The 22,400-nt window shown below is 59.2% G+C and carries 22 protein-coding genes and 3 tRNA genes; 18 read left to right on the top strand and 7 right to left on the bottom strand.

Annotation, left to right across the window (positions count from 1 at the left end):
* The first annotated feature begins 50 nt into the window (after positions 1-50).
* The 3 genes from xth to BT125_RS04575 all read left to right on the top strand — a co-directional run bounded on the left by xth (position 51) and on the right by BT125_RS04575 (position 3,425).
* Complete coding sequence (xth, locus tag BT125_RS04585; RefSeq protein WP_072405365.1) at positions 51-845, top strand: exodeoxyribonuclease III; 795 nt, start codon at positions 51-53, stop codon at positions 843-845.
* Positions 846-958: 113 nt separating this feature from the next.
* Positions 959-1,783, top strand: a complete 825-nt coding sequence (locus BT125_RS04580; RefSeq protein ID WP_072405364.1) for an arylamine N-acetyltransferase family protein — start codon at positions 959-961, stop codon at positions 1,781-1,783.
* A gap of 124 nt (positions 1,784-1,907) precedes the next feature.
* The gene (locus BT125_RS04575; RefSeq protein WP_072405363.1) at positions 1,908-3,425 is read left to right on the top strand and encodes a nucleobase:cation symporter-2 family protein; all 1,518 of its coding nucleotides are present in this window, start codon (positions 1,908-1,910) and stop codon (positions 3,423-3,425) included.
* Between the two features lie 79 nt (positions 3,426-3,504).
* Here the strand turns inward: BT125_RS04575 and BT125_RS04570 are convergent, their stop codons facing one another.
* On the bottom strand, positions 3,505-3,855 hold the full coding sequence (locus BT125_RS04570) for a hypothetical protein (RefSeq protein WP_063322141.1): 351 nt from the start codon (positions 3,853-3,855) through the stop codon (positions 3,505-3,507).
* Between the two features lie 260 nt (positions 3,856-4,115).
* On the opposite strand from BT125_RS04570, the gene BT125_RS04565 reads away from it, so the two are divergent.
* Complete coding sequence (locus BT125_RS04565; protein WP_072405362.1) at positions 4,116-4,937, top strand: shikimate 5-dehydrogenase; 822 nt, start codon at positions 4,116-4,118, stop codon at positions 4,935-4,937.
* A gap of 6 nt (positions 4,938-4,943) precedes the next feature.
* Here the strand turns inward: BT125_RS04565 and BT125_RS04560 are convergent, their stop codons facing one another.
* The gene (locus tag BT125_RS04560) at positions 4,944-5,591 is read right to left on the bottom strand and encodes a YceH family protein (RefSeq protein WP_053120815.1); all 648 of its coding nucleotides are present in this window, start codon (positions 5,589-5,591) and stop codon (positions 4,944-4,946) included.
* Positions 5,592-5,721: 130 nt separating this feature from the next.
* Here BT125_RS04560 and BT125_RS04555 point away from each other — a divergent pair, with 130 nt between their 5' ends.
* On the top strand, positions 5,722-6,231 hold the full coding sequence (locus tag BT125_RS04555; RefSeq protein WP_060738333.1) for a DUF1993 domain-containing protein: 510 nt from the start codon (positions 5,722-5,724) through the stop codon (positions 6,229-6,231).
* A 161-nt stretch (positions 6,232-6,392) separates the two neighbouring features.
* On the opposite strand, the gene sstT is transcribed toward BT125_RS04555, so the two are convergent.
* Positions 6,393-7,625 carry a serine/threonine transporter SstT gene (sstT, locus tag BT125_RS04550; protein ID WP_072405361.1) on the bottom strand — a complete coding sequence of 411 codons (1,233 nt, stop codon included), beginning with the start codon at positions 7,623-7,625 and terminating at the stop codon, positions 6,393-6,395.
* A gap of 437 nt (positions 7,626-8,062) precedes the next feature.
* Here sstT and BT125_RS04545 point away from each other — a divergent pair, with 437 nt between their 5' ends.
* Positions 8,063-9,223 carry an MFS transporter gene (locus BT125_RS04545; RefSeq protein WP_072405360.1) on the top strand — a complete coding sequence of 387 codons (1,161 nt, stop codon included), beginning with the start codon at positions 8,063-8,065 and terminating at the stop codon, positions 9,221-9,223.
* Here the strand turns inward: BT125_RS04545 and nhaR are convergent.
* On the bottom strand, positions 9,220-10,116 hold the full coding sequence (gene nhaR, locus BT125_RS04540; RefSeq protein WP_063322135.1) for a transcriptional activator NhaR: 897 nt from the start codon (positions 10,114-10,116) through the stop codon (positions 9,220-9,222). The genes BT125_RS04545 and nhaR overlap by 4 nt on opposite strands.
* A 139-nt stretch (positions 10,117-10,255) precedes the next feature.
* On the opposite strand from nhaR, the gene BT125_RS04535 reads away from it, so the two are divergent.
* Both BT125_RS04535 and BT125_RS04530 read left to right on the top strand, forming a co-directional pair.
* The gene (locus BT125_RS04535; RefSeq protein ID WP_072405359.1) at positions 10,256-10,507 is read left to right on the top strand and encodes a hypothetical protein; all 252 of its coding nucleotides are present in this window, start codon (positions 10,256-10,258) and stop codon (positions 10,505-10,507) included.
* A 26-nt stretch (positions 10,508-10,533) separates the two neighbouring features.
* Positions 10,534-11,283, top strand: a complete 750-nt coding sequence (locus BT125_RS04530) for a TerC family protein (protein WP_072405358.1) — start codon at positions 10,534-10,536, stop codon at positions 11,281-11,283.
* 81 nt (positions 11,284-11,364) lie between these two features.
* Here BT125_RS04530 and BT125_RS29415 read toward each other — a convergent pair whose 3' ends face one another.
* Positions 11,365-11,529, bottom strand: coding sequence for a hypothetical protein (locus BT125_RS29415; protein ID WP_170842391.1), 165 nt, complete (start codon positions 11,527-11,529; stop codon positions 11,365-11,367).
* A 224-nt stretch (positions 11,530-11,753) separates the two neighbouring features.
* Between BT125_RS29415 and BT125_RS04525 the strand changes: the two genes are divergently transcribed.
* Both BT125_RS04525 and BT125_RS04520 read left to right on the top strand, forming a co-directional pair.
* Positions 11,754-12,431 carry a hypothetical protein gene (locus BT125_RS04525; protein ID WP_072405357.1) on the top strand — a complete coding sequence of 226 codons (678 nt, stop codon included), beginning with the start codon at positions 11,754-11,756 and terminating at the stop codon, positions 12,429-12,431.
* A gap of 101 nt (positions 12,432-12,532) precedes the next feature.
* Positions 12,533-12,727, top strand: coding sequence for a DUF6021 family protein (locus BT125_RS04520; RefSeq protein WP_072405356.1), 195 nt, complete (start codon positions 12,533-12,535; stop codon positions 12,725-12,727).
* A 45-nt stretch (positions 12,728-12,772) separates the two neighbouring features.
* Here the strand turns inward: BT125_RS04520 and pbpG are convergent, their stop codons facing one another.
* The gene (gene pbpG / locus BT125_RS04515) at positions 12,773-13,711 is read right to left on the bottom strand and encodes a D-alanyl-D-alanine endopeptidase (RefSeq protein WP_072405355.1); all 939 of its coding nucleotides are present in this window, start codon (positions 13,709-13,711) and stop codon (positions 12,773-12,775) included.
* 331 nt (positions 13,712-14,042) lie between these two features.
* Positions 14,043-14,897, bottom strand: coding sequence for a bifunctional methylenetetrahydrofolate dehydrogenase/methenyltetrahydrofolate cyclohydrolase FolD (gene folD, locus BT125_RS04510; RefSeq protein ID WP_053120836.1), 855 nt, complete (start codon positions 14,895-14,897; stop codon positions 14,043-14,045).
* A gap of 281 nt (positions 14,898-15,178) precedes the next feature.
* Between folD and BT125_RS04505 the strand changes: the two genes are divergently transcribed.
* The 8 genes from BT125_RS04505 to BT125_RS04470 all read left to right on the top strand — a co-directional run bounded on the left by BT125_RS04505 (position 15,179) and on the right by BT125_RS04470 (position 22,354).
* Positions 15,179-15,255 (top strand) — tRNA-Arg (locus BT125_RS04505).
* Between the two features lie 41 nt (positions 15,256-15,296).
* Positions 15,297-15,372, top strand: a tRNA-His gene (locus BT125_RS04500).
* Positions 15,373-15,430: 58 nt separating this feature from the next.
* Positions 15,431-15,515: transfer RNA gene (locus BT125_RS04495), tRNA-Leu, on the top strand.
* 422 nt (positions 15,516-15,937) lie between these two features.
* On the top strand, positions 15,938-17,248 hold the full coding sequence (tig, locus tag BT125_RS04490; protein ID WP_060738324.1) for a trigger factor: 1,311 nt from the start codon (positions 15,938-15,940) through the stop codon (positions 17,246-17,248).
* 93 nt (positions 17,249-17,341) lie between these two features.
* The gene (clpP, locus tag BT125_RS04485) at positions 17,342-17,983 is read left to right on the top strand and encodes an ATP-dependent Clp endopeptidase proteolytic subunit ClpP (protein ID WP_003183177.1); all 642 of its coding nucleotides are present in this window, start codon (positions 17,342-17,344) and stop codon (positions 17,981-17,983) included.
* A gap of 107 nt (positions 17,984-18,090) precedes the next feature.
* Positions 18,091-19,374: an ATP-dependent Clp protease ATP-binding subunit ClpX gene (gene clpX, locus BT125_RS04480; protein ID WP_024778305.1), complete on the top strand. Its 1,284-nt coding sequence runs from the start codon at positions 18,091-18,093 to the stop codon at positions 19,372-19,374.
* A 161-nt stretch (positions 19,375-19,535) separates the two neighbouring features.
* Entirely contained in the window at positions 19,536-21,932 is a 2,397-nt protein-coding gene (lon, locus tag BT125_RS04475; RefSeq protein WP_014339302.1) for an endopeptidase La, read from the top strand.
* A gap of 149 nt (positions 21,933-22,081) precedes the next feature.
* On the top strand, positions 22,082-22,354 hold the full coding sequence (locus BT125_RS04470) for an HU family DNA-binding protein (protein ID WP_003183171.1): 273 nt from the start codon (positions 22,082-22,084) through the stop codon (positions 22,352-22,354).
* The last annotated feature ends 46 nt before the right edge of the window (positions 22,355-22,400 follow it).

Below are 22,400 nucleotides of genomic sequence, written 5' to 3'. Positions count from 1 at the left end.
GTCCAGTTGCCGGTCACAGCTAGTGACGTGGCATTTCGAGTGTTGGCCCTATGAAAAACCTGCGGATCGCGACCTTCAACATCAATGGCATCCGGGCACGGCTGCCCAACCTGCTGGAATGGCTGGAGCGGGAAAAGCCCGACATTGTCTGCTTGCAGGAACTCAAGGCAGTGGACAAGGATTTCCCGGCGGCAGAGCTGGAATCGGTGGGGTACGGGGCAATCTGGCACGGGCAGGCGTCCTGGAACGGTGTCGCGATCCTGGCCCGTGACGCGCAGCCGTTGGAGAGCCGCCGTGGCCTGCCCGGCGGGGATGACGACAGCCACAGTCGCTATCTGGAGGCGGCGGTGCACGGTGTGCTGGTGGGGTGCCTTTACTTGCCCAACGGCAATCCGCAACCGGGTCCCAAGTTCGACTACAAGTTGGCCTGGTTCGAACGGCTGATCGAATACGCCCAGGGGCTGCAGGCCAGTGACCATCCCGTGGTGCTCGCCGGTGACTATAATGTGGTGCCCACCGACATGGACATCTACAACCCGCGTTCCTGGCTCAAGGATGCGCTGTTGCAGCCCGAAAGCCGCGAGTGTTACCAGCGGTTGCTGGACCAGGGCTGGACCGACTCGCTGCGCCATCTGTATCCGGACGAGCGCCTCTATACCTTCTGGGATTATTTCCGCCAGCACTGGCAAAAGAACTCCGGACTGCGCATCGATCATCTGCTGCTCAACCCGGTCGCCAGCGCCTACCTGAGCGAAGGCGGCGTGGATGCCTGGGTTCGAAACCAGCCCCACCCCAGCGACCATGCCCCCACCTGGATCCGGCTGGCTTCGCGTAAACGACGCTGACGGGACAGGGGGACGGTCGATTGTTGTCTCCGTGAAGGGAATGCCTTATACCTGCGCCCATGAGCCGTGCGCTTGTTGTGAGCGTTGGCCGACCCCGGAAAAGGACACCCGCCATGAGTCATCCCCAACTGAGCGATACGACCCGTTATTTGCGGCGCCTGGGTTTCGACGCACCACCGGCGCCGACGCTCGACACCTTGCGTCAGCTGCAATGGCGCCATACCGCTGAATTTCCTTTTGAAACCCTGTCGACGCTGCTGCGTCAGCCTGTGCCCATCGACCTTGAATCGGTCGAGCGCAAGGTTTTTGAAGAGGGGCGTGGTGGCTATTGCTACGAACTCAACCAATTATTCCTGGCGCTGTTGCAGGCATTGGGTTTCGATGCCCGCGGCATCACTGGGCGCGTAGTGATGAATGCGCCTGAGGGCGCCTGGCCTGCCCGGACCCATCGACTGAGCCTGGTGACGATCGACGGTGTGCGCTACATCACCGACGTCGGTTTTGGCGGCATGGTGCCCACCGCGCCGCTGCTGCTGGACAGCCGTGAGACCCAGTTAACGCCCCATGAACCGTACCGCATCGAGACCCCTGCGGACGGCTATCTGTTGCGCGCCAACGTTGCTGGCGAATGGCGACCGATGTACCTGTTCGACCTGCAACGCCAGGAAGACATCGACTACATCGTCGGCAATTGGTACGTCTGCAACCATCCGGAGTCGCCGTTCATGGGCCGGTTGATGGTGGCCCGCACGGGTGACGGATTGCGCAAGACCCTGAACGGCAACAGCTACGCTGTACACCGCATAGGGCAGGAGAGCGAGCGGCGCGTGATCATCGATGCCGATGAGTTGATCGATCTGCTGGAACAGGAGTTCAGCCTGCGCGTGCCGCCACGGGAGCTGTTGCGGCCCGCGCTTGTGGGGTTGCTCCAGGAATAAACAGGCGGTTGGCCGCAGGCCTGTTGCGGATGGGCATACTGTAAATTGTATACAACTCTATGGACATTTGTCCTGAGTTTTGAATACAGTGTGCCCATAACAAAAAACAGGGAATCCCCGAACCATGAAAACGCCCCATGTTTCACTCCCACGGCCCGAGGACGAAAACCTCGGCGTCGGCGCGAATATGGCTTACGGCCTGCAACATGTGTTGACCATGTACGGTGGCATCGTCGCCGTACCGTTGATCATCGGCCAGGCGGCCGGGCTTTCGCCGGCGGACATCGGCCTGTTGATTGCCGCGTCATTGTTCGCGGGGGGCTTGGCCACGTTGCTGCAAACCCTCGGCCTGCCGTTTTTCGGCTGCCAATTGCCCTTGGTGCAGGGCGTGTCGTTTTCGGGCGTCGCGACCATGGTGGCGATTGTCGGCAGCGGCGGGGAAGGGGGCTTTCAAGCCATCCTCGGCGCGGTGATCGCAGCGTCGCTGATTGGTCTGCTGATCACCCCGGTGTTTTCACGCATCACCCGGTTCTTTCCGCCACTGGTCACTGGCATTGTGATCACCACCATCGGCCTGACCCTGATGCCGGTGGCGGCGCGTTGGGCGATGGGCGGCAACAGCCACGCCGCCGATTTTGGCAGCATGGCGAACATTGGCCTGGCCGCAGTGACCCTGGTGCTGGTGCTGTTGCTGAGCAAAATGGGCAGCGCAACCATCTCCCGGTTGTCGATTCTGTTGGCCATGGTCATGGGGACGGTCATCGCGGTGTTCCTCGGCATGGCGGACTTTTCATCGGTCAGCCAAGGCCCGATGTTCGGCTTCCCGACACCGTTCCATTTCGGCATGCCGACGTTCCATATCGCCGCGATCCTGTCGATGTGCATTGTGATCATGGTGACCCTGGTGGAAACGTCTGCCGACATCCTGGCGGTGGGCGAGATCATCGACACCAAAGTCGACTCCAGGCGCCTGGGTAACGGCTTGCGGGCTGACATGCTGTCGAGCATGATCGCGCCGATCTTCGGTTCCTTCACCCAGAGTGCCTTTGCCCAGAACGTCGGGCTGGTGGCCGTGACGGGAATCAAGAGTCGTTTCGTGGTGGCGACCGGTGGGGTGTTCCTGGTGGTGCTCGGCCTGTTGCCGTTCATGGGCCGGGTGATCGCCGCAGTTCCGACCTCGGTGCTGGGCGGTGCCGGTATCGTGCTGTTCGGCACGGTGGCAGCCAGCGGCATCCGCACGCTGTCGAAAGTTGATTACCGCAACAACGTCAACCTGATCATCGTCGCCACCTCCATCGGCTTCGGCATGATTCCTATTGCCGCGCCGAATTTCTACGACCATTTCCCGAGCTGGTTCGCGACCATCTTTCATTCGGGCATCAGTTCTTCGGCAATCATGGCGATCGTGCTGAACCTGGCGTTCAATCATTTCACCACGGGCAATTCCGACCAGCAGTCAGTCTTCGCCGCCGGCACCGAGCGGGTGCTGCGCTACCAGGATCTGGCGGCGCTGCGCGAAGGCGACTATTTCAGTGACGGCAAGCTGCATGATTGTGATGGCAACGAGATTCCCGTGGTGGAACCTGTTCACGAGCAGGCGGAGCATGGTCCGATCCGGTTGAAAAGCAGCGAGCACGTCTGACGAATACCGGTTTATCCAGCGGACATGAAAAAGCCTGTGATCAATGATCACAGGCTTTTTTGTGCCGCCCAGAAACCGTTTACCAGCGGCCGTAATGGCCCCGGGGTGGGCCGTAGTAATAGCCCCGTGGTGGCCCGTAATACACCGGTGCCGGACGATAGTAGATCGGTCGCTCTACATACACCGGCTGCGGCTGGTAGTAGACCGGTGGCGGGGCCTGGTAGTAGACCGGCTGCGGCTGGACATAGACCGGTTGCTGCACATACACCGGCCGATCACGGTTGATGATGGCTGAGCCAACGATGGCCGAACCGACGATGGCACCAAAAACGGCGGGCCCCTCCCAACCACCACGACCGTGGGCGGATGCCTGGCCGGTGACCGCGAGTGCCCCCATGAGCAGGGCGATGATGGGAAGTCTACGATTCATGGCTGTTCCTCGTTTCGGCCCCGGCGCCTGTGGTCTGCAACAGACCCGATGAGGGTCGCGGGGATACTTGCTATGACAGCGATTTTTTCAGGATTTGCGACGCCGTTGGGTAAATATTGTGTAAGGTCTGTAGCGCCTTTCTTTACCGCGCCGCGTCATCCTGCGGCCTGAGATCGGGCCGGGCCCGGCGGTATCATCATCGAATAAACCTTTGGCGACGGTGCTTCCGTCTGTCCGAAAGTGAATGCAAGGAGACACGCATGCAGATCAATCCCAACAAAGACACCCAACTGTGCATGTCGCTCTCGGGGCGTCCCGGAAACTTCGGCCTGCGCTTTCATAATCACTTGTATGAACAATTGGGGCTGAACTTCTATTACAAGGCATTCAGCAGCCAGGATCTGCCTGGGGCGGTGGGCGGTATCCGCGCGCTGGGCATTCGCGGCTGCGGTGTGTCGATGCCGTTCAAGGAAGCCTGCATCGCCCTGGTGGACGAGTTGGATCCTTCCGCCGCCGCGATCCAATCGATCAACACGATCGTCAATACCAACGGCCATCTGAAGGCCTACAACACGGACTACATCGCCATCGTCCAGTTGTTGCAAAGCCACGCCGTGCCCAAGGGTTCGACCTTTGCCCTGCGCGGCAGCGGCGGTATGGCCAAGGCGGTGGCCAGTGCCTTGCGCGATGGGGGCTACCAGAATGGGCTGATCGTTGCCCGCAATGAAGCCACCGGGCGAGCCCTGGCCGAGTCCTTGGGCTATGAATGGCAAGCGGAACTGGGTGCCCGGCGGCCGCAGATGCTGATCAACGTCACGCCGATCGGCATGACCGGCGGCCCGGAGGCCGATCAGTTGGCGTTTGAACCCGAGACCATCGCCGCGGCCGAGACCGTGTTCGATGTGGTGGCGATCCCGTCGGAAACGCCGCTGATCGTACGCGCCCGGGCCGAAGGCAAACGGGTCATCACCGGGTTGGAAGTCATTGCGATCCAGGCCCTGGAGCAGTTTGTGCTGTACACCGGTGTGCGGCCCAATCTGGAGCAATTCGAAAAGGCCGTGGCCTTCGCCCGGTCGGCGTAGACGCTGCTATTCCAGCCGCGCCAGGCGTTCTTCCAGTGCCGCGATCCGCGCTTCGAGCTCTTCGATGCGTTCCAGCGAGACACCGCCGCCGGCGCCACGCTCCACCGGGTGCTGGCGGGCGGCGAGAATCGCTTCGATGTCCGCCGGGTCGCCCATGGCGTGCACATAGCGGTCTTCGCGCTGGCCGGCCTGGCGTGGCACCAGCAACGCCAGTCCGCGGGCAATCAGACGTTCGAGCTGGTGCACCACTTGTTCGGCGTCTTCGAAGTCGTGCATCCGTCCGCTGCGGGTCAACAGCTCATTGACCGTTTGCGGGCCACGCAGGAACAGCAGGCCCATCAGGACCACTTGGGCCGGTACCAGCTCCAGGGCTTTGTCGACCCGATGCTCCCAGCGATCGGCGCGGCTGCCCATCACCAGCTTGGTAAAACCGCGACCTTCCAGCGCCCGCAGGCTCTGGCCGACCTGGCCCGGGTTGAGGTTCATCACTGGTTCGCGGCTGGTTTTCTGGTTGCAGGCCAATACCAGGGCGTTGAGGGTCAGCGGATAGGTCTCGGGGTTGGTGGCCTGTTTCTCGACCAGCGCGCCGAGGATGCGGATTTCAGTGCTATTGAGCCGTGGTTCTTCAGCCTGCTGTTGTTCTTCGATGCTCATCGCGCGTTCCCTATGCTGTGGAAGCCGCCTAGCCTAATCCTTGCGCAATAAAAGACAAGCCGCACAACAAGGCGTGGCTATAATCGCAGCCGTTTGATTCATTCTTTCCTGCCACCTGCATGAGATTGCCATGACTATTTCCCTGTACGCCGCTTCCGTCCCGGTTTTCAAGCAGATGCTCAACGCGTTGAGCGACGTTCTGAACAAGGCCGAAGCCCACGCCACCGCGAAGAACATCGACCCGAACGCTTTCCTGCAAGCCCGCCTGTACCCGGACATGTTCCCGCTGGTGCGCCAAGTGCAGATCGCGGTGGATTTCGCCAAGGGTGTGTCCGCACGCCTGGCCGAGGTCGAGGTGCCGAAGTATGAGGACAGCGAGACCACGTTCGCCGAGCTGCAAGCCCTGATCGCCAAGGTATTGGCCTTTATCGACGGCATCAGCCCTGCGCAGATCGATGGCAAGGAAGGCATCGAAATCGTTACCCGTCCGGGGACGCCGAAGGAAAAACGCTTCAGCGGCCAGAACTATCTACTGACCTACGGTTTGCCGCAGTTCTTCTTCCACGTCACCACCACTTATGCATTGCTGCGCCACAATGGCGTGGAAGTGGGCAAGCGCGATTACATGGGCGCGTTCTAACCCCGCGGGCATGAAAAAGCCCGGGACGGTGTGGGCCGTTCCCGGGCTTTTTTGTGGCTGTCTGTTACATCCTCGGCGCCGCTATCGCGAGCAAGCTCGCTCCCACAGGAGCTTGCTCCGGGGGCGATCCGACGATGGCGACCGAACAGCCTCCACGGTGGTTAAGCTGTACGGGCGAGCTTCTCTTCCTCACCCAGGCACGCCGCTGCCGTGAACAGCACATCCGTCGACGAGTTCAACGCTGTCTCCGCCGAGTCCTGCAGGACTCCGATGATGAAACCCACCGCGACCACTTGCATGGCGATTTCACTGGGAATGCCAAACAGGCTGCACGCCAGGGGAATCAGCAACAGCGAACCGCCAGCCACCCCGGATGCACCGCACGCGCAAATGGCGGCGACAACGCTCAGCAGCACGGCCGTTGGCAGATCCACCGCAATACCCAGGGTGTGCACGGCCGCCAGGGTCAGTACGGTGATGGTGATGGCGGCGCCGGCCATATTGATGGTCGCGCCCAGCGGGATCGATACCGAATAGGTGTCTTCGTGCAGGCCCAGGCGTTTGCTCAGTTCCAGGTTCACCGGAATATTCGCCGCCGAGCTGCGCGTGAAAAACGCCGTGATGCCACTTTCCCGCAGGCAGGTGAACACCAGTGGGTAAGGGTTGCGACGCAGTTTCCAGAACACGATGAGTGGGTTGACCACTAACGCCACGAACAGCATGCAACCGATCAGTACGGTGAGCAGTTGCAAGTAGCCGAGCAGGGCGCCGAAGCCGGATGTGGCCAGGGTCGAGGCCACCAGCCCGAAAATCCCCAGCGGGGCGAAGCGGATGACCAGGCGCACGATCACGGTCACGCCGTTGGACAGGTCTTCGAGCACGGTACGTGTGGTCTGGCCCGCATGGCGGATGGCGATGCCCATGCCGATGGCCCAGGCCAGGATGCCGATGAAGTTACCGTCCATCAGCGCCCGGACCGGGTTATCCACCACGCTCAGCAGCAGGCTTTGCAGCACCTCGCTGATGCCACCGGGCGCCGTGACCGCGACGTCTTGGGTCGACAGCACCAGGCTGGACGGAAACAGCGTACTGGCAACCACAGCGACCACCGCTGCGGCGAAGGTGCCCAGCAGGTAGAGGAACAGGATGGGACGGATATGGGTTTCCTGGCCGTGTTTGTGGTTGGCGATGGACGCCATGACCAGTACGAACACCAAAATCGGCGCCACGGCCTTGAGCGCGGACACGAAGACCTTGCCAATGAATGCGGTGGATTTCGCCAGGTCGGGCGCCAGCCATGCCAGGACAATACCGGCGATCAGGCCAATGATGATTTGCGCCACCAGGCTGGTGCGTTTGAGGCGTTGCAAAGGGGTAACGGACGAAGCTGTCATAGCGGCATCTCTGATTTTATTGTGTTCAACGGTCGACGAATCAGGGCAACAAGCGGGCAGGCCACATGAGCGGACCGAGAGAAAGTACGGCATTTGCAGGCCGCGGACTTTATCACAGCCGATGAAAAATCTGACGGACCTGTGACAGTCCGTCACCCTTATCCGGGTCATGCCGAGCGTTTGTATGAGGCGCGCATTCTGTTAGGCTTTGTCGTTCTCACTTTCTTTCCGCCAGCGGGCCTTTAGTGGCCTGTGTGGTCAGTTCTGTTAGTCAAGTTCGGCGCCAGAAGCCCATATCCTGCGTTGCTGCTCCTCGCCATAGCGGGCTATGACTCGTCGCAGCGCCTTGGCTATGGACTCCTGTCATCCGAACTTGAACTAACGAACTAACCACACAGGCCACTCGCGCTGGTGTCGTCGTTTTGCTGGAGTTCTGCATGTTGTTACCCATTTTTCTGTTGTCGGCCGCCGGTTTTACCGTGCTGACCACGGAATTCGTCATCGTTGGCCTGTTACCGTCCATCGCCCGGGACCTGCACGTCACCATTCCCCAGGCTGGGCTGCTGGTGACGTTGTTTGCGTTTACGGTGGCGGCATTCGGGCCATTCCTGACCGCCTGGTTCGCTCGCTTCGAGCGGCGCAAGCTGTTTATCAGCGTGCTGGTGATGTTCGGCCTGGCCAACCTGCTGGCCACCTTCGCCCCCAACATCTGGGTGATGGCCATTGCCCGGTTGATCCCCGCCCTGGGCCTGCCGGTGTTCTGGGCGCTGGCCAGTGAAACGGCGGTGGACATTGTCGGGCCGCAGTTGGCTGGGCGAGCCATCGCCCGGATCGGCTTCGGCATCGTCTGCGCCACAGTGTTTGGCATCCCAGTGGGCACGTTGATTGCCGATGCGTTTGGCTGGCGCAGCGCGTTTGCGATCCTGGCGGTCATTGCCTTCGCCAAGGCCCTGTTGCTGTTTATCTATTTGCCGAAAACCAATTTGCACCAGCATCAGGTGAGCTTCCGCTCCCAATTGAAGATTCTGCGCAGCCCACTGATGCAGGGGCACGTGCTGTTGTCGATCCTGGTGTTCAGCGGCATGTTCACCGCCTACACCTATCTGGCGGATATCCTCGAGCGCCTCGCCGGATTCGATGGCACCCTGGTGGGCTGGTGCCTGATGGGCTTTGGCGCAGTCGGGTTGTTGGGCAATTCCCTGGGCGGCCGTGCGGTGGACCGGCATCCGTTGATTGCGTCGATGGTGTTCTGCCTGTTCCTGATCGGCGGCATGGTGGCGTTGGTGCCGAGCATTCATTCGCCCCTCGCGCTGGCGGCGGCGATGGGCATCTGGGGCGTGACCCAGGCCGCGTTGTTCCTGGTCAGTCATGTGCGGCTGATGAAGGCGGCCCCGCAGGCCCCGGCGTTTGCCGCCTCGTTGAACATTGCCGGGGCCAACCTGGGGATTGGCCTGGGGGCGATGGTCGGTGGCCGAGTCATTGATAACCTGGGCCTGGGCAGTGTCGGGTTCGCGGCAGCCGGGTTCATCTTTGTATCGATTCTGCTGGCGTTGCTGCTGATGACCGTCAAGCCCCGCGCGACTTGCATGGATGGCTAAGCACTGAACAACTCGCGACGCGCACCTTCGGCAATCGCAACGATGCCGGGATGGCTGACCTTGCGTTCCACGGAAATGGCGTAGAAGGATTCACTCACCGCATCGGTCTGGCCGATCACTTCTACGCCGTATTGGCGCTTGACCTCTTCGGCGATCACGCTCGGGCCGATGAAAATCCCGCTGCCGGATTGACCGAAGGCCTGCATCAGTGCGCTGTCGTCGAATTCACCGACGATGCGCGGCTGGATCTGTTGTTCGGCGAACCAGCGTTGCAAGCGGCTGCGCACCACGGTTTCCGGCCCGGGAATCAATAGCGGGGCGTCATGCAGGCCATGGGGGAAATCCTGCCCGTAGCGTTCGGCCAGCGCGGCGGTAGCGAAAAAACTGATCCCGCATTCCCCCAGTTTCTGGCTGTAGCCCTTGATGTCCAGGTGGGTCGGCATCGGGCTGTCGGAAATCACCAAGTCCAGACGCTGGATCGCCAGGTCCGCCAGGAGCCGTTCGAGCTTGTCCTCGCGGCAGGTGATGCGCAGCGGCTCACTCAACTCCATGGTCGGTGCCAGCAGTCGATAGACGATGGATTTGGGCACCACATCCGCCACCCCGACCCGGAACAGGGTTTGCTGTTCGTTGGGCTGGGCCCGCAGCATCAGTTCCAGCTCACCGCCCAATTGGAACATGTGTTCGGCGTAGGGGAGCGTCTGGCGGCCGGCTTCGGTCAGTTCCAGTTGCCGCCCGACACGACGAAACAATTTGATGTTGTACGTCTGCTCGAACAATGAAATCTGGCCGCTGATGGTCTGTGGCGTCAGGTTCAACTGTTCGCACGCGCGCACGATGCTGCCGGTTTTCGCCACCACCCAGAAGTAATGCAGTTGCCGATAATTGAGCATGGGTTCACATTGATTCGTAAAAACCGAAGTATAACCGCTAAAAATACGAATTTTCCTGAAGTATCCGCGTCTCTAGAATGCCTCGCCATTGGTGGGCCACTTTCGTGCTCCTTTTATTCTCCCAAGAGGCATTCATTCCATGACATACAAATCTCTGGGGCTGGCAGCCCTGTTGGTGATGTCCGTAACGACACTGGCGGGTTGTGAACAGGCTGAAAAAAGTGCCCAGCAACTGATGGGACAGGCCGCGGAAACCGCCAAGCAGGCCATCGACGATACCCACAAGGCCGCCGAACAGGCGATCAGCGAAGCCACCGGTGGCTTGATCAGCCCGAAGAAAAAGCCGGCGGAAGAAGCTGACGAAACACAAACCCCTACCAAAACCATTTAACGCGTCACATCAGTCAGGACTGACCCATGGATTATCTTTTACAGCTCGCCGCCAGCCCCACCGCGTGGATTGCCCTGGCGACTCTGGTCGTGATGGAAATCGTGCTTGGCATCGATAACCTGATCTTCATTTCGATTCTGACTAACAAGCTGCCCGTACAGCATCGTGCCAAGGCGCGGCGGATCGGTATCGGCATGGCACTGATCCTGCGCCTGGGCTTGTTGAGCACCATTGCCTTCATTGTGCAGTTGACCGAACCGGTCATCGAAATCCTGGGCCAGGCGTTCTCCTGGAAAGACATGATCCTGATCGCCGGTGGCTTGTTCCTGTTGTGGAAAGCGACCACTGAAATCCACCACAGCATGGACCCAGCGCCAAATGATCCCAAGTCGGCCACGTCCGGCGTGACCCTGGGCTTTGCCGCGGCCATCGGTCAGATCCTGATGTTGGACCTGGTGTTTTCCATCGACAGCATCATCACCGCTGTGGGCATGACCGAGCATTTGCCGATCATGATCATTGCCGTCGTTGTATCGGTGCTGGTGATGCTGTTGGCGGCTGAACCGCTGGCCAAGTTTATCAATGACAACCCGACCGTGGTCATGCTGGCCCTGGGCTTCCTGATCATGATCGGCATGACGCTGATCGCCGAAGGCTTCGGTGCCCATGTACCGAAAGGTTATATCTACGCGGCCATGGCGTTCTCGGCGGCGATCGAGGTGTTGAACATGTTGTCCCGTCGGGCCAGGGAAAAGGCGGTGGCCGACAAGGCTTGATTCCATACACACACAAGCCACCCGGGTCCAGGCCCGGGTGGCTTTTTTTTGGATGAGCGCTACGGGTTTGAAAGTGAAAGGTCAGTGTGCGGCGGCGTGGCGCCGGGCAGGTTTGGCGGCCTTTTCCGATGGCGCAGGTGGCGCATGATGATGGCGCCGAGCGATTCGAAGCACCCCCCACAGCATGGCCGTGGCTACGCTCAGCCAGCCGAATATCAGCATCAGGATTGTCGTCGTCAGGCTCATTTGTGCCTCCTTCTATCCCCGGTTCGGGATATCGCACCTAGTACAATGGACAGTCTAGTCGCTCAAGTGTTGCAGCTAATCGATCCATGGCGTTGGGGTTCGGATCGGTTCGTTCTATTGCCGCCGTAAAACGATGGTTATGGCTATACCCAGGGCTGTGCGCACCTTATGATCGTCGACCCAAGCCCGGCCCGGATGCCGGGTGCCTGAACAAGAGAGTCGTCATGTCGCCGGTCATTTCATCGTTTCGATCACTGGTACTGGCGGTGTCCTGCCTCGTCGCCCTGGCGGGTTGCGCGGGCAGCGTATCGCCGCAGATCCAGCGCCTGCCCGAGCGGGTGGAGCTCAACAGCGTGCCGTTCTATCGTGGCGAAATGTATCAGGGGGCTCCGCAGTCCCTGGCCGCCTTGCTGACGTTGCAAGGCACTGTCATCACCCCGGGGCTGCTGGAAAAACCATTGCACCTGCCCGGTGGCGAAGCCGGTTTGCAGCAGAATATGCCCACCCTGGCGCGGGAGTACGGGTTGCTGGTGTATCCCCTGGACGCCAAGCTGCCTGCGCTGTTGGAGCAGGTCGCGGCGGGCTATCCGGTGCTGGTGCGCTATATCGACGGTTCGGCGTTCTGGGCCACGCCTCGGTATGGGATCCTCGCCGGCTACAACCGCCAGAAGCAGACGGTGTTGCTACGTGCCGGCATGAACCGGCGGCAGTTGATGAGCTTCAGTGCCTTCGAATCGGCCTTCCAGAGCGCGGGCGGTTGGGCGGTGCTGGTCCAGCGACCCACACAGCTTCCCGCCAATGTCGACGCGCAGCGTTGGCTGAAAGCGGCGGCTGATCTGGGTGGGGCAGGGCAGGAGCAAGCCGCGGCGCGGGCCACCAAGGCCCTGGGCGCTGCGCATTGATCGATCGCCCCGTTCGTCACTTGCCGGGCACGACCCGGCGGGCTTGAGGCTCTTATCGTCAGGGTTGGGGATTTTTCCGACCGTGATTGGAGGAGGCACGCATGGCACAGTCGAAAACACCTACGGGGCCACATTCATCAGAGCATTCCAGCGGTGATGACCTGGGATTCGATCCGGACTCGCCGGACCTTGAGGATCCTCAGGTCGACCCGGTAGGGCCGGCCAAGGCGCCCCTGGACAAGAAGGATGAACGCAAGCCCAAGTCCTATGATCCGCTGGGTGACTTGAAGCCATAAATAAAAAAGCCCCGACGAGTCGGGGCTTTTTATTGTGCCGTTGGATTACTTGGATGCTTCCACCACGCCACTTTGGCGGCTCTTGAGATTCTTGGCGGCCTTGTATTGCAGGGCCACCGCGGGCACGGCGGCGCTTTTTCCGGTTTCCACCCAGCTACGAATCCGGCTGGCGTCGGCGAAGTGCGTGTACTTGCCAAAGGCGTCGAGGATCACCAGCGCCATCGGGCGATTGCCCATTTTCGTCACCAGCACCAGGCAGTGGCCGGCTTGGTTGGTGAAGCCGGTCTTGGTCAACTGGATATCCCAGTTGGCTTTGTGGACCAGATGGTCGGTGTTGCGAAATCCCAGGCTGTACACAGGCTTGCGGAAGGTAACGGTCTTTTCCTTGGTCGTGCTCAGTTCGCTCAGCAGCGGGTACTTGCGGGCGGCGATCAACAGCTTGGTCAGGTCCCGGGCGGTGGAGACGTTGTTGATCGACAGGCCTGTGGGTTCGACGTAATGGGTGCTGGTCATGCCCAGTGCCTTGGCCTTGGCGTTCATGGCGGCGATGAACGCCGCATAGCCGCCCGGGTAGTGGTGGGCGAGGCTGGCGGCGGCGCGGTTTTCCGAAGACATCAGGGCGATCAGCAGTACGTCGCGGCGCGACAGTTCGCTGTTGAGCTTGACCCGGGAAAACACGCCCTTCATCTCTGGGGTATTGGCGATGGTGATGGAAATGTATTCGTCCAGGTTCTGTTTGGCATCCAGCACAATCAGGCCGGTCATTAATTTGGTCACCGAAGCGATGGGCACTACCACGTCCGGATTGCTCGAATAAACGACTTTATCGGTCTGCAAATCCAACAGCATCGCGCTGCCCGAGGCGACTTGCAGCTTGGCCGCATCCCGAGGGGCCGCGATGGTTTCCTGTGCAACGGCATTTTGCGTGATGAAGGGGCCTGTGAAAGCGATGAACAGGCTGATGATCGAAAGACGGATTTTCACGCGAGTAGACTCGATGGAGTTGAAGGTGCCGTTGAGCAACGACTTTTAAAAAAAACGTCGCATTTTAGGAGTATGGGCGATGGCGGCGCTATATGCCTGTATCGCCAAGGCTTGTGAATAAATAAAGTTTAATGAAGGGGGATTCTGGCGAATCAAATCTGAAAATTTTGTAGTTTGCGCGATTGATACCTGGCGACTAAGTCCGGACCCCGGAAACACCTGTGGGAGCTAGCTTGCGCGCGATAGCAGTGTGTCAGTCAACTTGGATGTTGGCCGGTGCACCGCTATCGCGAGCAAGATCGCTCCCACAGGGTCTTTGTTGGCGTGTCGATCAGCTATGCAGCGTCTCGGCCGCGTACAACGTGTTTTCCAGCAGGCAGGCGCGGGTCATCGGGCCTACGCCGCCGGGTACCGGGGTGATCCAGCCAGCGCGGGGCAGGGCGGTCTCGTAGACCACGTCACCCACCAGCTTGCCGTCGTCCTGGCGATTGATGCCCACGTCAATGACGATGGCGCCTTCCTTGATCCATTCGCCCCTGACCAGCCCGGGTTTGCCGGCGGCCACCACCACCAGATCGGCACGGCCGACATGGCCGGCCAGGTCCTTGGTGAAGCGATGGGTTACGGTCACGGTGCAGCCGGCCAGCAGCAACTCCATGGCCATCGGACGGCCGACGATGTTGGACGCCCCCACCACCACGGCATCGAGGCCATACAGGTCCACGCCCGTGCTTTCCAGCAAGGTCATGATGCCTTTGGGGGTGCAGGGACGAAGCAGTGGGATACGCTGGGCCAGGCGGCCGACGTTATAAGGATGGAAACCGTCGACGTCTTTGTCCGGGCGGATACGCTCCAGCAGCTTGGAGGCGTCGAGGTGTTCAGGCAGCGGCAACTGGAGCAGCACGCCGTCGATGTTCGGGTCGTCGTTCAGGCGATCGATCAGATCGGCCAACGCTTGCTGGGTGGTTTCGGAAGGCAGGTCGTAGGCCTGGGAAAGGAAGCCGACCTCTTCACAGTCTTTACGCTTGTGCGAGACATAAACCTGAGAGGCAGGATCGCTGCCGACCAGGATCACCGCAAGGCCGGGCGTACGCAGGCCTTGCTGGCGGCGCTCGGTGACTCGTTGGGCGATCTGCTGGCGCAGGCTGGCGGCGATCGATTTGCCGTCGATAAGTTGTGCAGTCATTGCGCGTGGTTAACCATCGAGAGGGGAAAAAAAGAGAACGCATTCTCGCATGCCGGGGCGTGAGGGCAAAGGCGCTTGGTCTGCAAATTCCCCTAACCCCTTTAATTAAATGAATTTTTTTTAAAAAAGAGTTGACGACCTATCAGGCCGTCTATAACATTCGTCGCACTTGTCGGGCACAGCCTAGCACTGGTTAAGAAGGTGGAGCGGAGTTGGTTGTTTCAACTCGGCAAAACTGAAAGCACTTAGTTTGTAATCGTCCAAGAATACAGATTAAAAAGGCGCCCGTAGCTCAGCTGGATAGAGCATCCGCCTTCTAAGCGGATGGTCGCAGGTTCGAGTCCTGCCGGGTGCGCCAATTAGGCAGCTTTGGCACAAGTAAGGCAACAAGGCAATATGGTGGGCGTAGCTCAGTTGGTAGAGCACGGGATTGTGACTCCCGTTGTCGTGGGTTCGATCCCCATCGTCCACCCCATATTCTAGAAAGGCGCCAGATCTAACAATCTGGCGCCTTTGCTTTAAAAGCTTGATACGCGGATGTGGTGGAATTGGTAGACACACTGGATTTAGGTTCCAGCGCCGCAAGGTGTGAGAGTTCGAGTCTCTCCGTCCGCACCATACAAGTGGCTATTTAAATAGCAGAAAACGGCGCAGTCCCTGAAAGGGACTGCGCCGTTTTTGTTTCCAGTGGTTCTGTGTTTGGCGTCGATACTGTTTTTGCGGTTGTGCGCAACGGTCGGTTTGTCGCGAATGTGTTTCGTGATGATGCGCGGTATGCCCGTTGGTCTCCTTGTGGGGCGGGGTGCTGCGCGACCGGACAAGCCGCTTCTATATATAGAAGCGTTGGCGCAGAGCCTTGGACTGAATCGACGGTATTTGCAATCCGGGTGGGGCATGACCATTTGCCCCAGCCTAAATCCGGCGCCTGTTTCCAGCGCGTTTTCAGTAGGGTGACTTCTTGAGTTTGACCTACTAGAATGCATGCCCTTGATTCTGGGGTCGGAAACGCCCGGCCAACGTCTGTGCAACGAGGAATATCCATGCAAGTTTCTGTTGAAAATACTTCTGCTCTTGAGCGCCGCATGAGCATCACCGTGCCGGCTGAGCGCATCGAGACTCAGGTCAACAAGCGTCTGCAGCAGACTGCCCAAAAGGCCAAAATCCCAGGTTTCCGCCCAGGCAAAGTGCCAATGAGCGTGATCCGTCAGCGTTACGAAGCTGATGCGCGTCAGGAAGCCGTGGGCGACGTGATCCAGTCTTCGTTCTACGAAGCGGTCGTCGAGCAGAAGCTGAACCCGGCTGGCGCACCGTCCGTCGAGCCTAAAGTGCTGGAAAAAGGCAAGGACCTGGAATTCGTCGCCACGTTCGAAGTATTCCCGGAGTTCACGGTTGCCGGTTTCGAGTCCATCGCTGTCGAGCGCCTGAGCGCTGACGTGTCGGATGCCGACCTGGACAAGATGCTGGACATCCTGCGCAAGCAGAACACCCGTTTCGAAGTGACCGAGCGTGCTGCCCAGAACGAAGACCAGCTGAACATCGATTTCGTCGGCAAGGTCGACGGTGAAGTGTTCGCTGGCGGTTCCGCCAAGGCCACCCAGCTGGTACTGGGCTCCGGTCGCATGATTCCTGGCTTCGAAGATGGCCTGGTTGGCGCCAAGGCCGGTGAAGAGCGCGTTCTGAACGTGACCTTCCCTGAGGATTACCAGAACCTGGACCTGGCTGGCAAAGCCGCCGAGTTCACCGTGACCGTCAACAGCGTTTCCGAGCCGAAACTGCCTGAGCTGAACGAAGAGTTCTTCGCCCAGTTCGGCATCAAGGAAACCGGTCTGGAAGGTTTCCGCACCGAAGTTCGCAAGAACATGGAGCGCGAGCTGCGCCAGGCCATCAAGTCCAAGGTCAAGAACCAGGTCATGGACGGCCTGCTGGCCTCCAACCCGATCGAAGTGCCAAAGGCCCTGCTGGACAACGAAGTGAACCGTCTGCGCGTTCAGGCTGTTCAGCAGTTCGGCGGCAACATCAAGCCGGACCAACTGCCGGCCGAGCTGTTCGAAGAGCAGGCCAAGCGCCGCGTCGTGCTGGGCCTGATCGTTGCCGAAGTGGTCAAGCAGTTCGAGCTCAAGCCTGACGAAGCCCGCGTTCGTGAGCTGATCCAGGAAATGGCCTCGGCCTATCAAGAGCCTGAGCAAGTCGTGTCCTGGTACTACAAGAACGACCAGCAACTGAACGAAGTCCGTTCGGTTGTGCTGGAAGAACAAGTTGTGGATACTGTTCTGCAGAAAGCTAGCGTGACCGATAAAGCGGTCTCTTACGAAGAAGCGGTCAAGCCGGTGGAAGCTCCACAAGCCGATTGATTGTTTTGCGGTAAGAAATACACACCCATAAGCCAGCCTTCGCGCTGGCTTATGCGTATTCAAGACATAACTATTTGGGAGTGACTGCGAGACATGTCCCGCAATTCTTTTTATCAGCAGAGCTCTGACATCCAGGCCGCAGGCGGCCTGGTCCCGATGGTTATCGAGCAGTCCGCCCGCGGCGAACGTGCCTATGACATCTACTCGCGTCTGCTCAAGGAACGCGTCATCTTCCTGATCGGCCCCGTTGAAGACTACATGGCCAACCTGGTCGCGGCGCAGCTGTTGTTCCTTGAAGCGGAAAACCCGGACAAGGATATCCATCTGTACATCAACTCACCTGGCGGTTCGGTGACTGCGGGCATGTCGATCTACGACACCATGCAGTTCATCAAGCCTGACGTCTCCACCATCTGCATCGGTCAGGCCTGCAGCATGGGGGCCTTCCTGCTCGCCGGTGGCGCAGCGGGCAAGCGTCACTGCCTGCCTAACTCGCGGATGATGATTCACCAGCCATTGGGTGGCTTCCAGGGCCAGGCGTCGGATATCGACATCCATGCCAAGGAAATCCTCCACATTCGTTCGCGCCTGAACTCGTTGCTGGCCCATCACACCGGCCAGAGCCTCGAAACCATTGAGCGCGACACCGAACGTGACAACTTCATGAGCGCCGAGCGTGCAGCCGAATACGGCCTGATCGACTCTGTGATCAACAAGCGTCAAATGCCTGCCTAAGCCGCTCAAAATGCAGGTGGTTGGGATGACCGGCCGCCTGCGGGCTTGAAAAAGCCCGCAATTGCCTTCATCTTGTGTTGCAAGCCTATCGGATTTGGATCGATCGAATGACTGACACCCGCAACGGCGAGGACAACGGCAAACTGCTCTATTGCTCCTTCTGTGGCAAAAGCCAGCATGAAGTGCGCAAATTGATTGCCGGCCCCTCGGTCTTCATTTGCGACGAGTGCGTCGACCTGTGCAATGACATCATCCGCGAGGAGGTGCAGGAAGCCCAGGCCGAAAGCAGCGCGCATAAATTGCCTTCGCCTAAAGAAATCAGCGGCATCCTTGATCAGTATGTGATTGGTCAGGAACGTGCGAAAAAGGTACTGGCCGTAGCGGTGTACAACCACTACAAGCGCCTGAACCAGCGTGACAAAAAGAATGACGAGGTCGAACTCGGCAAGAGCAACATCCTGCTGATTGGCCCGACAGGCTCGGGTAAGACCCTGCTTGCCGAAACCCTGGCTCGTTTGCTGAACGTTCCGTTCACCATCGCCGACGCAACCACCCTCACCGAGGCGGGTTATGTAGGTGAAGACGTCGAGAACATCATTCAGAAGTTGTTGCAGAAGTGCGACTACGATGTGGAAAAAGCCCAGATGGGTATTGTCTACATCGATGAAATCGACAAGATTTCCCGCAAGTCCGACAACCCGTCCATCACCCGGGATGTTTCCGGTGAAGGCGTGCAGCAGGCCTTGCTCAAGTTGATCGAAGGTACGGTCGCTTCCGTTCCACCCCAAGGTGGTCGCAAGCATCCGCAGCAGGAATTCCTGCAGGTCGACACCCGTAACATACTGTTCATCTGCGGTGGTGCGTTCTCCGGACTGGAAAAGGTTATTCAAAACCGTTCCACCCGTGGTGGCATCGGTTTCAATGCCGAAGTACGCAGCAAGGAAGAGGGCAAGAAGGTCGGTGAGTCCCTGCGTGAAGTCGAGCCTGACGATCTGGTCAAGTTCGGTCTGATCCCGGAATTCGTCGGTCGTCTGCCAGTCCTGGCGACGCTGGATGAGTTGGATGAAGCGGCGTTGATGCAGATTCTGACCGAGCCGAAAAACGCCCTGACCAAGCAGTATGCCAAGCTGTTCGAAATGGAAGGTGTAGACCTGGAATTCCGTTCCGACGCGCTGAAATCGGTCGCCAAACGTGCCCTGGAGCGTAAGACCGGTGCCCGTGGGTTGCGCTCGATTCTCGAAGGCGTATTGCTCGACACGATGTATGAAATCCCCTCGCAGTCCGAGGTGAGTAAAGTCGTGATCGACGAAAGCGTTATAGAAGGCAAGTCCAAGCCACTGTATATCTATGAAAACAGTGAGCCGGCTGCCAAGGCCGCACCGGACGCATAAGCGTCCCGCTGCCGGAATAAAGAAGGGGCCTTCGGGCCCCTTTGCTTTTAGCGTGTTTTAGACGTGTCTTAGCGCTTGTTTTTTTTCAAGGCTGCCCCCATCTTGGTTTCAAGCTTACTTCCATCTGTTTCCGGCCCTAGGGCCGCCGTAGAGGCGAAATCATGAAGACAACCATCGAATTGCCTCTCCTGCCATTGCGCGATGTCGTGGTGTATCCGCACATGGTTATCCCGCTGTTCGTGGGGCGCGAGAAGTCCATCGAAGCCCTCGAGGCTGCGATGACGGGTGACAAGCAGATTCTTCTGCTGGCTCAGAGAAATCCAGCCGACGATGATCCCGGCGAAGATGCACTGTATCGCGTAGGTACGATTGCAACGGTTCTGCAATTGCTCAAGTTGCCCGACGGTACCGTCAAGGTCCTGGTCGAAGGCGAGCAGCGCGGTACTGTCGAGCGTTTCAGCGAAGTGGACGGCCATTGCCGGGCCGAAGTGTCGCTGATCGAAGAAGTCGATGCGCCCGAGCGTGAATCAGAGGTGTTTGTCCGCAGCCTGCTGTCGCAGTTCGAACAATACGTGCAACTGGGCAAGAAGGTGCCTGCAGAGGTCCTGTCGTCGCTCAACAGCATCGACGAGCCTGGGCGGCTGGTCGATACGATGGCGGCCCACATGGCCCTCAAGATCGAGCAGAAGCAGGAAATCCTCGAGATCATCGACCTGTCGGCCCGTGTCGAGCACGTGCTGGCATTGCTCGACGGTGAGATCGATCTGTTGCAGGTCGAGAAACGCATTCGCGGTCGCGTCAAGAAGCAGATGGAGCGCAGCCAGCGCGAGTACTACCTGAACGAGCAGATGAAGGCCATTCAGAAAGAGCTGGGCGATGGCGACGAAGGTCACAACGAAATCGAAGAGCTGAAAAAGCGCATCGATGCCGCTGGCTTGCCCAAGGATGCCTTGGCCAAGGCTCAGGCTGAGTTGAACAAGCTCAAGCAAATGTCGCCGATGTCTGCCGAGGCCACCGTGGTGCGCTCCTACATCGACTGGCTGGTCCAGGTGCCGTGGAAAGCCCAGAGCAAGGTGCGTCTGGACCTGGCACGCGCCGAAGACATCCTCGACGCCGACCATTACGGTCTGGAAGAGGTCAAGGAACGCATCCTTGAGTATCTCGCCGTACAGAAACGCGTGAAAAAGATTCGCGGCCCGGTCCTGTGCCTGGTCGGTCCTCCCGGGGTCGGTAAAACCTCCCTCGCGGAGTCGATTGCCCATGCGACCAACCGCAAATTTGTACGCATGGCTTTGGGTGGTGTGCGTGACGAGGCGGAAATTCGTGGTCATCGCCGGACCTACATCGGTTCTATGCCAGGAAGATTGATTCAAAAAATGACAAAGGTCGGCGTGCGCAATCCGCTGTTCCTGTTGGACGAAATCGACAAGATGGGCAGCGACATGCGCGGCGATCCCGCCTCTGCGTTGCTCGAAGTGCTCGATCCTGAGCAGAATCACAACTTCAACGATCACTACCTCGAGGTCGACTACGACCTGTCGGACGTGATGTTCCTCTGCACCTCCAACTCCATGAACATTCCGCCGGCATTGCTGGACCGGATGGAGGTGATTCGTCTGCCGGGCTACACCGAGGACGAGAAGATCAACATCGCCGTGAAGTACCTTTCGCCCAAGCAGATCCAGGCCAACGGCCTGAAAAAAGGCGAGCTGGAATTCGACGAGGAAGCGATTCGCGACATCATCCGCTACTACACTCGCGAAGCCGGCGTGCGTGGCCTGGAGCGACAGATTGCCAAGGTCTGCCGCAAGGCGGTCAAGGAACATGCGCTGGAAAAACGCTTCGCGGTCAAGGTCACTGCGGACCTGCTGGAGCACTTCCTGGGTGTGCGCAAGTTCCGCTACGGCCTGGCCGAGCAGCAGGACCAGATCGGCCAGGTGACTGGCCTGGCGTGGACTCAGGTCGGCGGTGAATTGCTGACCATCGAAGCGGCGGTGGTACCGGGCAAGGGGCAATTGATCAAGACCGGTTCCCTGGGCGACGTGATGGTCGAGTCGATCACCGCAGCGCTGACGGTGGTGCGCAGTCGTGCCCGGAGCCTGGGCATTCCCCTGGACTTCCATGAAAAGCGCGACACGCACATCCACATGCCTGAAGGGGCTACGCCCAAGGACGGCCCAAGCGCCGGCGTAGGCATGTGCACGGCCCTGGTCTCGGCATTGACCGGCATCCCGGTGCGCGCCGACGTCGCCATGACGGGTGAAATCACGCTGCGCGGCCAGGTCCTGGCGATTGGCGGCCTGAAGGAAAAACTGCTGGCGGCACACCGTGGCGGGATCAAGATCGTGATCATTCCTGAAGAGAATGTCCGCGATCTGAAGGAAATTCCTGACAACATCAAGCAAGATCTTCAGATCAAACCGGTTAAATGGATTGACGAAGTCCTGCAAATTGCGCTGCAATACGCGCCGGAGCCCTTGCCGGATGTGGCTCCGGAGATTGTCGCAAAGGAAGAAAAGCGAGAGTCTGACTCTAAGGAAAGAATTAGCACGCATTAATACGCATTTGTCTGGGGGGCCTTCCTTGACAGTTTTTTAGAGCCCTTGTTATAAAGCGGCTCTTAAGTGTCTGCAGGCCATTCAGCACTCGTTTTTGCTTTCACCAAAAAAACTTAGAATCATCTCAAATAGATATAAGGGGACTTAGAGTGAACAAGTCGGAACTGATTGATGCTATCGCTGCATCCGCTGATATCCCGAAAGCTGCTGCTGGCCGTGCGCTGGACGCTGTAATCGAATCCGTCACTGGCGCTCTCAAGGCTGGCGACTCCGTTGTTCTGGTTGGTTTCGGCACCTTCTCCGTGACTGATCGCCCAGCTCGTACCGGTCGCAACCCGCAGACCGGCAAGACGCTGGAGATTCCTGCTGCCAAAAAGCCAGGTTTCAAAGCTGGTAAAGCGCTGAAAGAAGCCGTTAACTAAGGTTTCATTGAGTTTATCCGGGTCGGGGTCATGCCTGGCTTGGCAG

It is taken from the genome of Pseudomonas sp. NFACC04-2 (assembly GCF_900119265.1).
Taxonomy (GTDB): Bacteria; Pseudomonadota; Gammaproteobacteria; order Pseudomonadales; family Pseudomonadaceae; genus Aquipseudomonas; species Aquipseudomonas fluorescens_AA.
The sequence above is the reverse complement of the archived record's forward strand: the minus strand, read 5'-3'. Positions and strand labels throughout refer to the sequence as shown.

Coding starts and splice junctions, on each gene's coding strand:
- BT125_RS04525 (WP_072405357.1), top strand. CDS start 11,754: ATGTCGCCGGTCATTTCATCGTTTCGATCACTGGTACTGGCGGTGTCC.
- folD (WP_053120836.1), bottom strand. CDS start 14,897: ATGACTGCACAACTTATCGACGGCAAATCGATCGCCGCCAGCCTGCGC.
- BT125_RS04570 (WP_063322141.1), bottom strand. CDS start 3,855: ATGAATCGTAGACTTCCCATCATCGCCCTGCTCATGGGGGCACTCGCG.
- BT125_RS04565 (WP_072405362.1), top strand. CDS start 4,116: ATGCAGATCAATCCCAACAAAGACACCCAACTGTGCATGTCGCTCTCG.
- BT125_RS04580 (WP_072405364.1), top strand. CDS start 959: ATGAGTCATCCCCAACTGAGCGATACGACCCGTTATTTGCGGCGCCTG.
- clpX (WP_024778305.1), top strand. CDS start 18,091: ATGACTGACACCCGCAACGGCGAGGACAACGGCAAACTGCTCTATTGC.
- xth (WP_072405365.1), top strand. CDS start 51: ATGAAAAACCTGCGGATCGCGACCTTCAACATCAATGGCATCCGGGCA.
- BT125_RS04560 (WP_053120815.1), bottom strand. CDS start 5,591: ATGAGCATCGAAGAACAACAGCAGGCTGAAGAACCACGGCTCAATAGC.
- BT125_RS04520 (WP_072405356.1), top strand. CDS start 12,533: ATGGCACAGTCGAAAACACCTACGGGGCCACATTCATCAGAGCATTCC.
- BT125_RS04545 (WP_072405360.1), top strand. CDS start 8,063: ATGTTGTTACCCATTTTTCTGTTGTCGGCCGCCGGTTTTACCGTGCTG.
- clpP (WP_003183177.1), top strand. CDS start 17,342: ATGTCCCGCAATTCTTTTTATCAGCAGAGCTCTGACATCCAGGCCGCA.
- BT125_RS04575 (WP_072405363.1), top strand. CDS start 1,908: ATGAAAACGCCCCATGTTTCACTCCCACGGCCCGAGGACGAAAACCTC.
- sstT (WP_072405361.1), bottom strand. CDS start 7,625: ATGACAGCTTCGTCCGTTACCCCTTTGCAACGCCTCAAACGCACCAGC.
- nhaR (WP_063322135.1), bottom strand. CDS start 10,116: ATGCTCAATTATCGGCAACTGCATTACTTCTGGGTGGTGGCGAAAACC.
- BT125_RS04530 (WP_072405358.1), top strand. CDS start 10,534: ATGGATTATCTTTTACAGCTCGCCGCCAGCCCCACCGCGTGGATTGCC.
- BT125_RS04535 (WP_072405359.1), top strand. CDS start 10,256: ATGACATACAAATCTCTGGGGCTGGCAGCCCTGTTGGTGATGTCCGTA.
- tig (WP_060738324.1), top strand. CDS start 15,938: ATGCAAGTTTCTGTTGAAAATACTTCTGCTCTTGAGCGCCGCATGAGC.
- lon (WP_014339302.1), top strand. CDS start 19,536: ATGAAGACAACCATCGAATTGCCTCTCCTGCCATTGCGCGATGTCGTG.
- BT125_RS04555 (WP_060738333.1), top strand. CDS start 5,722: ATGACTATTTCCCTGTACGCCGCTTCCGTCCCGGTTTTCAAGCAGATG.
- BT125_RS29415 (WP_170842391.1), bottom strand. CDS start 11,529: ATGAGCCTGACGACGACAATCCTGATGCTGATATTCGGCTGGCTGAGC.